The organism is Paraburkholderia sp. BGA-UO-ETr-F12, from assembly GCF_059567945.1.
In genome coordinates this window covers 43,547-58,104 of sequence record NZ_JCAQOZ010000032.1, presented here as the reverse complement: position 1 = coordinate 58,104, position 14,558 = coordinate 43,547, and the positions used below count along the sequence as shown (strand labels likewise).

Annotated in this window: 14 protein-coding genes; 5 read left to right on the top strand and 9 right to left on the bottom strand. The window is 63.3% G+C overall.

What is annotated here, in order from left to right; all coding sequences use genetic code 11:
• Position 1: 1 nt before the first annotated feature.
• From AC57B6_RS15375 to flgL, 5 genes are all read left to right on the top strand, one after another.
• On the top strand, positions 2-1,162 hold the full coding sequence (locus AC57B6_RS15375) for a flagellar basal body P-ring protein FlgI (protein WP_028198513.1): 1,161 nt from the start codon (positions 2-4) through the stop codon (positions 1,160-1,162).
• A gap of 12 nt (positions 1,163-1,174) precedes the next feature.
• Positions 1,175-2,173 carry a flagellar assembly peptidoglycan hydrolase FlgJ gene (flgJ, locus tag AC57B6_RS15370; protein ID WP_028198514.1) on the top strand — a complete coding sequence of 333 codons (999 nt, stop codon included), beginning with the start codon at positions 1,175-1,177 and terminating at the stop codon, positions 2,171-2,173.
• 429 nt (positions 2,174-2,602) lie between these two features.
• Complete coding sequence (locus tag AC57B6_RS15365) at positions 2,603-3,376, top strand: flagellar brake protein (protein WP_496421657.1); 774 nt, start codon at positions 2,603-2,605, stop codon at positions 3,374-3,376.
• A 97-nt stretch (positions 3,377-3,473) separates the two neighbouring features.
• Positions 3,474-5,456 carry a flagellar hook-associated protein FlgK gene (flgK, locus tag AC57B6_RS15360; RefSeq protein WP_028198516.1) on the top strand — a complete coding sequence of 661 codons (1,983 nt, stop codon included), beginning with the start codon at positions 3,474-3,476 and terminating at the stop codon, positions 5,454-5,456.
• Positions 5,457-5,466: 10 nt separating this feature from the next.
• Complete coding sequence (flgL, locus tag AC57B6_RS15355; RefSeq protein ID WP_252888523.1) at positions 5,467-6,687, top strand: flagellar hook-associated protein FlgL; 1,221 nt, start codon at positions 5,467-5,469, stop codon at positions 6,685-6,687.
• 76 nt (positions 6,688-6,763) lie between these two features.
• Here the strand turns inward: flgL and fliR are convergent, their stop codons facing one another.
• The 9 genes from fliR to fliJ form a co-directional block, all read right to left on the bottom strand.
• Positions 6,764-7,546, bottom strand: a complete 783-nt coding sequence (gene fliR / locus AC57B6_RS15350) for a flagellar biosynthetic protein FliR (RefSeq protein WP_028198518.1) — start codon at positions 7,544-7,546, stop codon at positions 6,764-6,766.
• A gap of 46 nt (positions 7,547-7,592) precedes the next feature.
• Positions 7,593-7,862: a flagellar biosynthesis protein FliQ gene (gene fliQ / locus AC57B6_RS15345; protein ID WP_028198519.1), complete on the bottom strand. Its 270-nt coding sequence runs from the start codon at positions 7,860-7,862 to the stop codon at positions 7,593-7,595.
• Between the two features lie 56 nt (positions 7,863-7,918).
• Positions 7,919-8,698 carry a flagellar type III secretion system pore protein FliP gene (gene fliP, locus AC57B6_RS15340; protein ID WP_444512758.1) on the bottom strand — a complete coding sequence of 260 codons (780 nt, stop codon included), beginning with the start codon at positions 8,696-8,698 and terminating at the stop codon, positions 7,919-7,921.
• A gap of 62 nt (positions 8,699-8,760) precedes the next feature.
• Positions 8,761-9,423, bottom strand: a complete 663-nt coding sequence (fliO, locus tag AC57B6_RS15335) for a flagellar biosynthetic protein FliO (protein ID WP_183799233.1) — start codon at positions 9,421-9,423, stop codon at positions 8,761-8,763.
• The gene (gene fliN / locus AC57B6_RS15330; RefSeq protein WP_028198522.1) at positions 9,420-9,884 is read right to left on the bottom strand and encodes a flagellar motor switch protein FliN; all 465 of its coding nucleotides are present in this window, start codon (positions 9,882-9,884) and stop codon (positions 9,420-9,422) included. The genes fliO and fliN overlap by 4 nt, the downstream gene beginning before the upstream one ends.
• The gene (gene fliM, locus AC57B6_RS15325; RefSeq protein WP_028198523.1) at positions 9,877-10,875 is read right to left on the bottom strand and encodes a flagellar motor switch protein FliM; all 999 of its coding nucleotides are present in this window, start codon (positions 10,873-10,875) and stop codon (positions 9,877-9,879) included. Before fliM ends, fliN begins: the two co-directional genes overlap by 8 nt.
• A 50-nt stretch (positions 10,876-10,925) precedes the next feature.
• Positions 10,926-11,432, bottom strand: coding sequence for a flagellar basal body-associated protein FliL (fliL, locus tag AC57B6_RS15320; protein ID WP_028198524.1), 507 nt, complete (start codon positions 11,430-11,432; stop codon positions 10,926-10,928).
• A 1,092-nt stretch (positions 11,433-12,524) separates the two neighbouring features.
• Positions 12,525-14,048, bottom strand: a complete 1,524-nt coding sequence (locus AC57B6_RS15315) for a flagellar hook-length control protein FliK (protein WP_496421656.1) — start codon at positions 14,046-14,048, stop codon at positions 12,525-12,527.
• Positions 14,049-14,108: 60 nt separating this feature from the next.
• Positions 14,109-14,558 (bottom strand): flagellar export protein FliJ, encoded by a 450-nt coding sequence (gene fliJ, locus AC57B6_RS15310; RefSeq protein WP_028198526.1) that lies wholly within the window; start codon positions 14,556-14,558, stop codon positions 14,109-14,111.

Here is a 14,558-nt window from a genome sequence, read left to right as displayed (position 1 = left end):
CATGCGTACCGTCTTTTCCCGCCTCGGCCGCGCCCTCGCTCTAGTTGCGCTCGCCTGCGCCGCGCTGCCGGCCGCCACGCCCGCTCACGCCGAACGTCTGAAAGACCTCGTGCAGATTCAGGGCGTGCGCGATAACCCGCTGATCGGCTACGGCCTCGTCGTCGGTCTGGACGGCACGGGCGACCAGACCACCCAGACGCCGTTCACGACGCAAACGCTCGCCAACATGCTGGCGAATCTCGGCATCTCGATCAACAACCAGGCGGCGGGTTCGACCAATCAGCAGTCGTCGCTGTCGAACATTCAATTGAAGAACGTCGCCGCGGTGATGGTCACGGCGGTGCTGCCCCCGTTCGCGCGTCCGGGCGAAGCCATCGACGTGACGGTGTCGTCACTCGGCAATTCGAAGAGCCTGCGCGGCGGCACGCTACTGCTCACGCCGCTGAAGGGCGCGGACGGCCAGGTGTACGCGCTCGGCCAGGGCAATCTGGCGGTCGGCGGCGCCGGCGCGAGCGCGAACGGCAGCAAGGTGCAGGTCAACACGCTCAATGCGGGCCGCATTGCGGGCGGGGCGATTGTCGAACGCGCGGTGCCGACCTCGGTCTCGCAGGCCGGCACGATGCAGCTCGACCTGAACGACATGGACTACGACACCACGCAACGCATCGTGGCCGCGGTGAACAATGCGTTCGGCAGTGGCACGGCCACCGCGCTCGACGGCCGCACGATCCAGCTGCGCGCGCCGTCCGATCCGGAACAGCAGGTCGCCTTCATGGCGCAATTGCAGAATCTCGACGTGAAGCCGGCGCAAGCCGCCGCGAAGGTGATCCTGAACGCGCGCACCGGCTCGATCGTGATGAACCAGATGGTCACGCTGCAAAACTGCGCGGTGGCGCACGGCAATCTGTCGGTGGTGATCAATACGCAGCCGGTGGTGAGTCAGCCGGGCGCGTTCTCGAACGGCCAGACGGTAGTGGCCAAGCAGTCGCAGATTCAAATGAAGCAGGACAACGGCGCACTGAAGATGGTGACCGCCGGCGCCAATCTGGCCGAAGTGGTGAAGGCGCTCAATGCGCTCGGTGCGACGCCCGCGGATCTGATGTCGATCCTGCAGGCCATGAAAGCGGCGGGCGCTCTGCGCGCCGACCTGGAAATCATCTAAGGAAGACACAGGATGAATTCGGATACGACCAATTCCGCCAATATGGCGAACGACCTGACCCAGCGCTTCGCGCTCGACGTGCAGGGCTTCGGCAAATTGAGCGCGCAGGCCAAGGCTTCGCCGCAGGCCGGCATGAAGATGGCCGCGCAGCAGTTCGACGCGGTGTTCACGCAGATGATGCTGAAGAGCATGCGCGATGCGACGCCGCAGGACGGCCCGTTCGATTCGCACGACAGCGCCACCTTCACGTCGATGATGGATCAGCAGTTGTCGCAACAGTTGTCGCAGAAGGGCATCGGCGTGGCTGACGCGATGCTCAAGCAGATGATGCGCAATCAGGGCCTGCAGGTGGGCGGCGGCAGCGGCGCGGGCGGCGGTCTTGCCGGCATGGCCAATGCACTGGGTGGCGGCAGCGGCGGCGACGAAGGCCAGACCGCGGCGCTGAACGCGCTCGCCAAGGCCTATGGCAATGCGCAGGCCAATGGCCAACTGGCGATGGGTAAGGGCTACTCGGCCAACAGCGCGCTGACGCCGCCGCTCAAAGGCGACGGCAGCTCGCCGAAGGTCGATGCCTTCGTCGACAAGCTTGCCGAGCCGGCCCAGGCCGCCAGCGCGGCAACCGGCATCCCGGCGCGCTTCATCATCGGCCAGGCCGCGCTTGAATCGGGCTGGGGCAAGAGCGAGATCAAGAAGTCGGACGGGTCGACCAGCCATAACGTGTTTGGCATCAAGGCGACCAAGGACTGGACCGGCAAGACCGTCTCGACGGTCACGACAGAATATGTGAACGGCAAGCCGCAGCGCGTGGTCGAAAAATTCCGTGCGTACGACTCGTATCAGGAAGCGATGACCGACTACGCGAGCCTGCTCAAGGGTAACCCGCGTTATGCGCAGGTGATTAATTCCGCGCATGACGTGAATGGCTTTGCCAATGGCATGCAGCGCGCGGGTTACGCGACCGATCCGCATTACGCTAAAAAACTGATGTCCATCATGCAGAAAATGGGCTGAGCTGCCGTTAATGCAGGGGCGCGGTTGCACGGGAGTGCGCAGCCAGTCAGTTTTTGCAGTCTGATTTTCTCGAATAAAGTATGCACGCGACGGGGCCAGGTGCATAACAAGACGGACGAGGCCGGCCGCCTGTGGGCGGCCGGTCCACCCGCATAAGCGGCGTGATGTGTGCAATGTGCCGCTGATTGCCGCCTGGTTTCGATGCACCGGACTGCGCTGATCGCCTGTCGGCGTTCTAACGTTTGTGGCAAATATTTCATTAACCGCCCTAAATTTTGGCGGAATGCTGCCGCTAATCAGTTAGACCCGATACCGGAAAGCGTTGTAATGTCCGGTTGACTGCGCGTGCTGCGGCTTCGACGAAGACCGCGCGAAAGCCCCGGCAGGAGCCTGGCACGCGCCCGCAAGAACATGCATACCGGCAAGCCCATGGATACTAACCAGTCGCACGGCCAGACCGACGCACCCGGCCAGTCGCACGCTCCGCTAGACGACAGCACACCCGATTTCGGCCGTCGCAATCCGCTGGAGATCGGCGTTCAGTTGCGCAACCTCGTCAATCGGGGCGATTTCCTCACCGTTGAATATGCGGGCGGTCAGCTCGTGACGCGCCTGCTCGAAGTCGACGTACGCGGGCGCACTTTCACGTTCGACTGGGGCGCGCTCTCCGAGCAGAACCGAGGCTTGCTGGCCGCGCCGCGTTGCCAGTTCCACGCCTCGCCCGACGGCGTGCGCGTCGAGTTCGTGACCGCCACACCGCGCGAAACCCGCTATGAAGGGCTGCCCGCGTTCGAGGCCGATTTCCCTGAGGTGCTGTTCTACGTGCAGCGCCGCGAGTATTTCCGCGTCGATGCGCCGATTCTCGATCCGTATATGTGCAGCGGCCGTTTGCCCGAAGGCGACACATTCCGCTTCGAAGTGCACGATCTGTCGCTCGGTGGCGTGGGCATGCGCACCACGGATGAGCGCGTGGCCGAATTGCCGATGGGCGTGCGCTTGCAGGATTGCGAGCTGTCGCTTGGCGGCTTCGGCCGGCTTTCGCTCGATCTGCAACTGGTGTCGCACCGCTCCACGGCGTTGCCGAACGGCACCCAGCGCTACCAACTCGGCTTTCGGTTTCTGACACTGCCGGGCAATGCCGAAAACACGCTGCAACGTCTGATTACGCAACTCGAAATGAAGCGCCGCTCGCTGGTGCGCTGATGCGGAATGGCCCTCAATTTTTCGTCGAAAGGGCCGTTAAACAGAATGTTCAAGTAACGCGGCGGCAAGCGGTCGGTGTCGCCCTTCAGGATGACGCATGTCGAGCAACCTCATCAATCTCGGACTCAGTGGACTGAACGCAGCCCAGTGGGGTCTTACGACGACCGGCCAGAACATCAGCAATGCGTCGACGCCGGGCTACACGATCGAAACCCCGGTCTACGCGGAGAGCGCCGGCCAGTACACGGGTTCCGGCTTCCTGCCGCAGGGGGTCTCGACTGTCACCGTGACGCGCCAGTACAGCCAGTATCTGACCACTCAGCTGAACAACGCGCAGAGCTCGGGCAGCTCGCTGTCGACCTATAACACGCTGATCTCGCAACTGAACAATCTGGTCGGGAGTCCGACTTCCGGCATTGCGAGCGCGATCACCAGCTATTTCACCGGTCTGCAGAACGTCTCGAACAACGCCTCCAGCCTGGCCACCCGCCAGACCGCGATCAGCGGCGCGCAGACGCTCGTGAACCAGATCAATGCCGCGGGCCAGCAATACGATGCGCTGCGCCAGAGCGTCAACACGCAGCTCAGCAACACCGTTTCGCAGATCAACAGCTACACGCAGCAGATCGCGCAGTTGAACGGCCAGATTTCCCAGGCCAGCACGCAGGGACAGCCGCCGAACCAGTTGATGGATCAGCGCGATCTCGCCGTGTCGAACCTGTCGCAACTGATCGGCGTGAACGTGGTGAACAGCAACGGCAGCTACAGCGTGTTCATGGCCAACGGCCAGCCGCTCGTGTCGTCAACCAACAGCTACAACCTGGGCACCGCGCCTTCGACGGGCGATACCAGCGAATTGTCGGTGCAGTATCTCGGCCAGGCCGGCGCCAACCCGGCCGCCGCGCCGCAAAACCTGCCCGACAGCAAAGTCACCGGCGGCACGCTGGGCGGTCTGCTGGCGTTCCGCAGCCAGACGCTCGATCCGGCCGAAGCGCAACTTGGCGCGATTGCAGTGAGCTTCGCTTCGCAGGTCAATGCGCAGAACAGCCTTGGCATTACGCTCGCCGGTGCTCAAGGCGGCGCGCTGTTTTCGGTGGGCGGCCCGACCGTCTATGCGAACACGCAGAATACCGGCAATGCGCAACTGAACGTCTCGTTCGCGAATCCCGCACAGCCGACCACTGGCGATTACACGCTGTCCTATAACGGCAGCATCTACACGCTGACCGACAATTCGACCGGCAACGTGGTGGGTTCGGCGGCCAATCTGAGCCAGCCGATCAATGGTCTGAATTTCTCGACCACCGGCACGATGAACGCCGGCGACTCGTTCACGGTTGAACCGACCCGCGGCGCGCTCAACAGCTTCAACACCGCGACCACGGACCCGTCGGCGATTGCCGCCGCCGCACCGGTGCTGGGCGCCGCAACGGCGAGCAACACCGGCACCGCCACGATCACGCAAGGCACGGTGACGGCCGGCTACACGATGCCGAATGCGACCACCACGCTGTCGTACAACGGCACCGGCCTCACCGGTTTCCCGGCTGGCTCGACGGTGACGGTGACGGCCGGCACACCGCCGACCACCACCACCTACAACACCGGCACGACGCCGGTGATCCCGTATTCGGCGACCACCGGCGCGACGCTGACGATCAACAACGCGACGGCGGGCAACATGAACGGCGTGTCGGTCACGATCAGCGGCGCACCGGCTGCCGGCGACACCTTCACCATCGGCCCGAACACCGGCGCGAGCAACGACGGACGCAATGCGCTGGCGCTGTCGAACCTGTCCAACGCAAAAGCGCTGGCCGGCGGCACGGTTACGCTGACGGGCGCCTATGCGAACTACGTCAACCAGATCGGCAACCAGACCAACCAGATTCAGACCTCGAGCACGGCGCAGACCGCGCTGGTGACGCAGATCACCACCGCGCAGCAGTCGGTCTCGGGCGTGAACATCAACGAAGAAGCAGCCAACCTGCTTCAGTATCAGCAGCTGTATCAGGCAAACAGCAAGGTCATCCAGACCGCGCAGACCCTGTTCCAGACGATACTTGGCATCTTCCAGTGAGGCGTTGAACATGCGTATCTCCAGCATGCAGTACTTCAACATGAACGTTTCGACGATGAGCGACCAGCAAGCTCAGCTGTCGCAACTGTACGCACAGATCTCGAGCGGCGTGAGCCTCTCCACGCCGTCGGACAATCCGCTCGGCGCGGCGCAGGCGGTGCAGTTGAGCTCGACGGCGACGAGCCTCGCGCAGTACACGACCAACCAGAATGTGGCGCTGTCTTCGCTGCAGCAGGAAGATTCGACGCTCGGCAGCGTCAATACCGTGCTGCAAAGCATTCACACGCTGGTGCTGCGCGCCGGCGACGGTTCGCTGAACGACGGCGACCGTGGCTCGATCGCGACGCAATTGCAGAGCTTGCGCAGCCAGCTGCTCACGCTCGCCAACTCGACCGACCCGCAGGGCAATGCGTTGTTTGGCGGTTATCAAAGCACCGCGCAGCCATACACCACCAACTCGGCCGGCGCGGTGACCTATTCGGGCGATACCGGTACGCCTGCCATGCAGATCACGCCTTCGCACACCATCCAGACGGGTGACAACGGGATCGCGATCTTCAACAGTGTGGCGGCGATCGGCACCAGCTCGGTACCGGCAGCGACGACCGGCAACACGGGCACAGGCGTGGTCAGCACCGTCAGCATGACGAATCCGACCAACCCGGCCAACGCGGACAAGTACACCATTTCCTTCACGTCGGCGACCACCTACACGGTGACCCAGACCACGCCTTCCGGCACGGTGACCACGGGCGGACCGCAACCGTTCACGGCCGGCTCGGCGATCACGCTGGGCGGCCAGACCGTGTCGATCAGCGGCGCGCCGAACGCGGGCGACAGCTTCACGGTGACGCCGGCCACGCAAGGCAGCACGGACGTGTTCGCCAACCTGAGCCAGTTGATCACCACCTTGCAAACGCCGGTGTCGGGCGGCGCCTCGACGGCCAGCTTCCAGAGCGCGCTGACCACCAGCATGACCCAGCTCGAAAACACGATGAACAATGTCGTGACGGCGCAGGCGGCGGTGGGTGGCCGCGAGCAGCAAGTGCAGGCATTGCAGACGGTTACGCAGAGCAACACCTTGCAGACGGCGAGCAACCTGGCGGATCTGACCCAGACCGACATGGTCAAGACGATCGGCCAGTACACGATGACGCAAAACGCGCTGCAAGCGGCACAGCAGGCATTCGTGAAGATTCAGAGCGTTTCGCTGTTCCAGTACCTGAACTGAACGCGGCAGTAGTCTGAAACAGGAAGGGCGGAAGCCGGTGTGAGCCGGCTCCCGCCCTTCCTGTTTTCCGCGTACGCTACTTCAATCCGGCTGCAACCCGTCCCATCTGATCGATGCCGATATCGAACAGGCGCATGAAGAACGGAATCATGTTCGGGATCATCAGTTGCAGAAGCAGCATGCCGATCAGCATCGTCAGTGGAAAGCCGATCTGGAACACGCCGATTTGCGGCGCCGCGCGGTTCAGGATGCCGAGCGCGAGATTGGTGATCAGCAGAGCGACGACCACCGGCAGCGACAGCAGCAGGCCGGCAGAAAACACCGTGCTGCCGAAATTCGCCAGGGTGCGCCAGCCAGGCGCGCCCAGAATGTTCGCCGACACCGGCACGGACTGGAAGGTGGCCAGCAGCGCGCTGATCATTTGCAAATGGCCGTCGATCACCAGAAACACCAGCATGGCGATGGTGTTCATATAGCTCGACAGCACCTGGCTCGAACTGCTCGCCTGCGCATCGAAGAATGTCGCGAAGCCGAGCCCCATGCCGAGTCCGACGAAATCGCCGGTGGCGCTGATCGCCTGAAACACGATCTGCATCGTCATGCCGAGCGCGATGCCGATCAGGAACTGGTTGACGATGATCCACACGCCTGCGGCGGAAAACACCGTGACTTGCGGCAGCGCGCCGAGCGTGGGCGCGACGATGATCGTAATGAAGGCCGCGAGACCGATCTTCACGCGTGTCGGCAGCGAGCGGTGGCCGAGCACCGGCGCGGTTGCCACCAGTGCGAGAATTCGCACGAACGGCCACAGGAACGCCGTGAGCCAGGCGTTCAGTTGGGCGTAGGTGACGGAAAACATGGTGGAGGGGGAGCGGGCGAGCGCCGGGCGAAGGCCTGGGCCGCGCTCAGTTGACCAGCGAGGGGATGTTGGTGAGTGTCTGGCGCAGGTAGTCGAGCATGGTCGTCAGCATCCACGGACCGGCGATCACCATCGTGATGGCGATCGCGAGCAGCTTCGGAATGAACGACAGCGTGGTTTCATTGATCTGCGTGGCGGCCTGGAACAGGCTCACCACCAGACCGACCACCAGCGCGACCAGCAGCAACGGCGCGGCAAGCAGCAGGCCGACATACATGGCCTGGTGCGCGAGCGTCATGACGGATTCTTGATTCATGGCGTTTTCAGTGCGATGCGTGAGGGGTTAAGTGACGCAGCGAGGTGAACCGGCGGTTAAACAAAGCTTTGCGCGAGCGAGCCGAGCAGCAATTGCCAACCGTCCACTAGCACGAACAGCATCAGCTTGAACGGCAGCGAGATGGTGGCGGGCGACACCATCATCATCCCCATCGACATCAGCACGCTCGCTACCACCATGTCGATGATCAGGAACGGGATGAAAATCGTGAAGCCGATCTGGAAACCCGTCTTCAGTTCGCTCGTCACGAACGACGGCACCAGCAGCGACAGCGGCACGTCTTCCGGACCCTGCATGGGTGCGGCGTGCGAGATGCGGGCGAACAGCGCGAGATCGCTTTCGCGGGTCTGGCGCAGCATGAAGGTCTTGAACGGCGCGAGGCCGCGGCTGACGGCGGTCTCCATCGGTATCGAGCCGTCGGAGAACGGTTTGTAGCCGTCGTTATAGGCCTTGTCGAGCACCGGCGACATCACGAACAGCGTGAGGAACAGCGCGAGACCGACCAGCACCTGGTTCGGCGGCGTGGTGGCGGTGCCGAGCGCCTGACGCAGCAGCGACAAGACGATGATGATGCGCGTGAAGCTCGTCATCATCAGCACCATGGCCGGCAGGAACGACAGCATTGTGAGCAGCAGCATCGTCTGCACGCTCAGCGAGTAGGTCGTGCCGCCGTTCGGGCCCGGGCTCGTATTGAAGGCGGGCAAGCCGGCGGCCTGCGCGAACGACAGCGTCGGCAGCGCGAGCATCAGGGCCGGCAACGCCACGGGCGCCGCTCGGCGCAGGCCGGCGATGCCTTTCAAAGCGATGCGGGACATGCGAGTGCTGTGCGCTCGGTGGCCTGACTGCGCGGGGCGCGATGATTGAAGACTGAACTGCATTACCGATCCCCGTTGCCTTGCCCGTTGAAACGTTTGCCCACTTCGCCTCGTAAAGCGTCGCGAAAGCGTTGACCGAAGGTGCCGGGCAATGCCGTGCCCTTAGCCGATGCATCCGAGCCGCCCGTTGCGTCCGGTTGCGTGCTCGCGACGGAATCGCCCGCGACCGAACCAGCGGGCATGGTGTGCAGCAGACGCACATTGCCGGGTGCCGTGCCGAGCACGAGCCACGTGTCGCCGATCTCTACCACGGCGACGCGCTCCTTGCCGCCGAGCGAGGCGCCCCCAATCGTCTTCACGAGGCCGCTGCGATTGGCCGGCTGCAAGCCGAAGCGGCGCGCGAGCCATGCGCAGGCAAACACCAGGCCGATCACCACCAGCAGGCCGACGATGGTTTGCAGCACCGCGCCCACGCCGAGCGCCGGAACGGCTGTGCCGGCGCCGACACCCGATGCGATGCTTGCGGCGTTGTTGACCGCGTTCATATCGGCTGCGTGAACGGCCGATGCGGCGAAGCTCGCCACGCAGGCTACTGCGAACACCAGCGCCGAGGTGGCCGTTGACGTCGTTGCCGTTGCGGTCGCTGCTGTCGAGGCTGCGGGCACAGTGCGATTGAAAAGATTGCGCGACGCATGCAGCATGGCGCGACCGGCAACGCGTTTCATCGATTCAGCTTCCGGATGCGTTCGGACGGCGTGATGATGTCGGTCAGACGGATACCGAACTTGTCGTTCACGACCACCACTTCGCCCTGGGCGATCAGGCAGCCGTTGACCAGCACGTCCATCGGTTCACCCGCCATGCCGTCCAGCTCCACCACCGAGCCTTGCGCCAGTTGCAGCAGATTGCGGATCGCGATTTTGGTACGGCCGAGTTCGACGGTCATCTGGACGGGAATGTCCAGGATCATGTCAATGTCGTTGCGCGTCGAGGTCGATTCGACCTTCGAGAGCGGCTGGAACACGCCGGCCGTGGCCGCGCTGACTTCCGTGTTGTCGTTCTGTTCGGCCAGCGCGCTGGCCCAGTCGGCCATCGCCGCGTCGTCTTCGGCGGCTGCGGCGTCGGCGGCCAGTTGCGGCTCGCCGGCGGCCAGTTCGGCCTCAGTCTTTGCGTTCAGGTCACTCATATCCACCTTCCTTCATCGTGTCGGCTGCGCTGATCATTTTCTGGACCCGCAACGCGTACTGACCATTGAAAATTCCGTAGCCGCACTCCATCACCGGCACGCCATCGACTTTCGCCGTGATGTGTTCAGGGATGTTGATCGGCAAAACATCGCCTTTGCGCATGTTCAGGATCTGTTCGAACGTAACCGGCACCTGTGCGAGGTCGGCGGTCAGTTCCACTTCCGCTGCCTGCACCTGTTGCGACAGCACGCGAACCCAGCGGCGGTCGACTTCCAGCGCCTCGCCCTGGATCGGCGACGACAGAATGTCGCGAATCGGTTCGATCATCGAATACGGCATGCAGATGTGCAGCGTGCCGCCCGTCGTGCCGAACTCGATCGAGAACTGCGTGACGATGACGATTTCGTTCGGCGTCGCCACGTTGGCGAACTGCGTGTGCATTTCCGAGCGCACGAATTCGAACTGCAGCGGGCGCACGCTTTTCCACGACGCCGCGTAGTGTTCGAACGTGAGATTGAGCAGCTTCATGATGATGCGCTGCTCGGTTGCCGTGAAATCGCGGCCTTCGACGCGGGTATGAAAACGCCCGTCGCCGCCGAACAGGTTGTCGACCACGAAGAACACCAGATTCGGGTCGAACACGAACAGTGACGTGCCGCGCAACGGCTTCACATGGACCAGGTTCAGGTTGGTCGGGATCGGCAGGTTGCGGGTGAACTCGCTGTACTTCACCACTTTCACCGGACCGACGGAGATTTCCGCCGAGCGCCGCATGAAGTTGAAGATACCGACGCGCAACAGACGCGCGAAGCGGTCGTTGATGATCTCGAGACCGGGCATCCGGCCGCGGACGATGCGTTCCTGCGTCGCGATGTTGTACGGACGTACCCCGGCGCGATCAGTCTGCTCGGTTTCCGAATCGGACTCGCCGGTGACGCCCTTGAGGAGGGCATCGACCTCCTCCTGGGACATGAACTCTTCGTGGCCCATTCCTTATTCCTCGTGCGTCCGGCGGTTAGTGATGGCAGCGTGAATCAGTTTCACTGCACGACGAATTCGGTGAACAGCACGTCCTGGACATGGATCGGCGCCGCGCCCTTGTCGGTCGGCTCTTCGATCAGCGTCCGGAGTTCGGCGGCCAGCGCGCGTTTGCCTTCCAGCGGCGCGAGTTCTTCCGGGTGTTTGTTCGACAGGGCGAGGAGGATGCGGCTGCGTACTTCCGGCATATGCTCGGTGAGTTCCTGCTGGGTTTTCGGGTCGTTGAGCTTGAGGGTCAGGCCGATACGCAGGAAGTGTTGCTGGCCGTCGTCCGATTGCAGGTTGACGGTCATCGATTCGAGCGGGAAGAACAGCGGCGCGGCGAGCGGCGGCGGAGCGCTGGCGGTTTCCGCCGACACCGGGGTCGGCGCGCGTTTGGACATGAAGAACCACACACCCGCGCCGGCAGCGCCCGCGGCGATGATCGCGATGAGGACGATCAGGATGATGCGCTTCAAGGGGCCCGGGGAAGCGGGCACGGCTTGCTGGTTTGCGGTCGTGGTTGCCATGAGGTTTGCTTTGCTTGCCTTTATTGCTGATGAGGGTGATTGTTGTTGATTTGCCTGCGGCGCGATGGGTCGAAAAGAAGGGGTATTGAGGGCTATCTCTGGTTTTTGCCTGGTCGGCGGTTTTCTTGTTGATCTGGTTTTGGGCGTTGCCTTGCTGTTGTTGTGGTCTGTTCTGGTGTTGGTTCTTTGGCCTTTCCTTGGTTTGTTCGTGGTCTATTAGCGTTGCCCCTGTGCGGGGCGGCACCTACTTTTCTTTGCCTGCCGCAAAGAAAAGTAGGCAAAAGAAAGCGGCTTTACACCGCCAGCTCATAAGCGGGTCCCCTGGCTTGGAGGGGGTAGTGGTGCATCTGGAATCTGTCTTCTCGCACACTCCGCCCCAGTGACAAGGCAGTCATACCTCCGGCGACGCTGCGCGCGCCGATACCCCGTTCATATCGCCACCCGCTACGGTTTCCACCCTCGATCCGCCCGCTGCGGTTTCGCGCCTCGATTTATCCAGATACTGACTCGTCGGCAGCATCGCTGTCACCAGGCCTCGGCCTCCCGCTGCCGTTTGCCTCGGTTCCTGCTCGCCGCTGCCCCGCTGCTGCAAGCTCAGCCGCAACAGCGATCGCAATCGCGCCGCGAAAGCGAAAACAAGAGCAACGCACCGACATTTCCGAAGTGGGGTTGGCCAATCAGAGCGGGGGCATTTCGCCGAGGCGAAGCCGAGGGCACCCGCTGCGCGAAGCGAAGCTGCTGGTTTCCCAGGCAGACCCATCCGCGACGCACTCAGTGCGGAGTGGGAGCTGATGAGCGCCTTGTCGCTGACGCGGAGTGCGCGGGAACACGGATTCCAGATGCACCACTACCCTCTCCAAGCCAGGGGACCCGCTTAAGAATTAGCGGTGTGAGCCGCTTTCTTTTGCCTACTTTTCTTTGCGGCCGGCAAAGAAAAGTAGGTGCCGCCCCGCACAGGGGCAACGCTAATAGACCACTAACAATTCAAGGAAAGGCCAAAAGACCAACAACAGAACAGACCACTACGACAGCAAGGCAACGCCCAAAATCCAGACCAACAACAACCCCGCCGACCAGGCCAAAAACACAAAATCAAGCAAACGTATCAACCAACCCAACACTCCGCCGAACGGCAACATCAGCCTTTACAGAATCAGAATCACCCGCGGCCCCGCCGCCAAAAGACCCGGCAGCCCCGCTGCCACCTCCACCAGAACGCCCAAATCCAGCACTCTGCTGCCCGCCCTGCCGGGCAAACCCATCGCTAACACTAGCGCTCCCCAACCCAATCCCGTTGGATTCCATCGCCTCGCGAAGCTTCGGCAACGCGGCCTCGACAGCTTCCCGCACCTGCTGGTGCTGCGAAACAAACAACGCATGTGCATGGTTATCGGCAACCTGCAACACAACCTGCAACGGCCCGAGATCCTTCGGATTCAAAGTCAGCTCGGCGCTCTGCGAATGGGCATTCGACAAAAACACCACCTTCTGACTCAACGCGTCTTCCCAATCCGTCGTGCCCACCTGCGGCGACAACGCATTCGCCACTTCCGCCGCACCGGCGTTCCCCGTCGTCTGCACAGCCGTGGTCGTGCTCGCGGCCCCCGCCGCAACCTGGCCGGCCGCCAGCGCCGCCGTCGCGGCGTCGGCCGCACTCCTGAAGGACGCCAGATCGTCAGTCTGCGCACCGCCAGCAGCAGTCGCGCTCAGCGCATCAGCCGCAACCTTCGCAGCCGTCGATGGATCGGCCACGGTCGTAGCCGCGCTCGTCAATGTGGTCTTGCCGGCGCCCGATCCCTTGCCGTTGCCGAATAAACCAGCCGCCAAGGTCTTGCCGTCCGCCGATTCGGTCAGTCCGTTGCTCGCGCCAGCACCCAAACTGCCCGCCGGCGTTGCGTTCGCCGCCGCGCCGCTGGCAAGCGCCTGCGCCGGGACCACGGCCTGGCCGCTCGCCAACGCGGCCAGCGCTGCCTGCAGGGCGTCCTGCGCGGACTTTGAATCGGTCGCGGAAGTCTTTTTGCCGGTGGCGCCATCCGTCGTGGGGTCCGTGCCAGCCTGCGTGGTCGCGGCGTCAGTCAGCGCGGCGGCAGGGTCGGTGCTCGCCGGATCGGCGGCGTTGTTCGCGTTGGCCTGCGCCTGCGCTTGTGCCTGCGCGGCTGCGGCGGCCGCTGCCGTACCCGCGTCGGTCTGCGTGGTGGTGTTGGTGGACTTCGAAGGTGTCGCGTTGTTCGTGCTGTTCGAGGCCTGCTGCGAACCGGACGACGAACCCGACGACGAGCTGGATGAAGATCCATTCGCCGAGTTGCCGTCGTTCGTGTTGCTGCTCGCGGCATTCTGGTTCTGCGTCGAAGGATCGGACGGCGGCGGCGCGTCATGCACGCTCGACGAAGAGGACGAAGAGGCCGAAGACGACGAGGAAGCAGACGAAGAAGATGAAGACGACGGCGGAGCCGGCGGCTTGCTGGCACTCTGCGCCGCCGTGTTGTTCTGCAGGTTGATGCTCTGCTGCAGGGTCTGCGAGAACGGTGTGGCGTTCGCCGCCGCAGCCATGGCCGCAGTGGTGGACGTGCTGCTGGCGGAGCCGAGCAGTGAGCCGATCTGTGAAAGAAGCGACATAGGGAATCCTGTCAATCCGTCAAACGGGGTGTTCGGTCAGCGAGGCGGCGCCCGGGCGCGTCAAACGCCCTCGGCGCGCATCCTCAGAATGCGGGCGGCATGTTCGTCGGCATCGCGCTGATCGCGCCGCGCCGTGACTTTTGCTTCGGCAGCCTCGCCGCGCGCCTGCAGCACTTCGTACGAACCAAGCTTCTGCTTCTGGCGCTGCCAGTCGGGCTTGGCCGCCTCGACACGCGCATTGGCGGTCACCAGCAGGTTGCGCTGCTGTTCGATGGCGGCGTCGAGCGTGTCGATGAACGCCTGGAAATTGCGCATGTTGCCGGCCGGCATGCCAGTCTGAGCGGTTGCCGTGAAGCGCGCGTGATATTCGTCGCGATACTGCACCAGCGCGTCAAGTTGCGATTGCACGTCGTTGCGCTCGCGCTGCGCGCGGCCCAGACGTTGCGCGGCCGCGTCCACATCGTCCTGAGCGAGGCCGATAAGTGTCTTGATCGGAAAATGTTTCGCCAT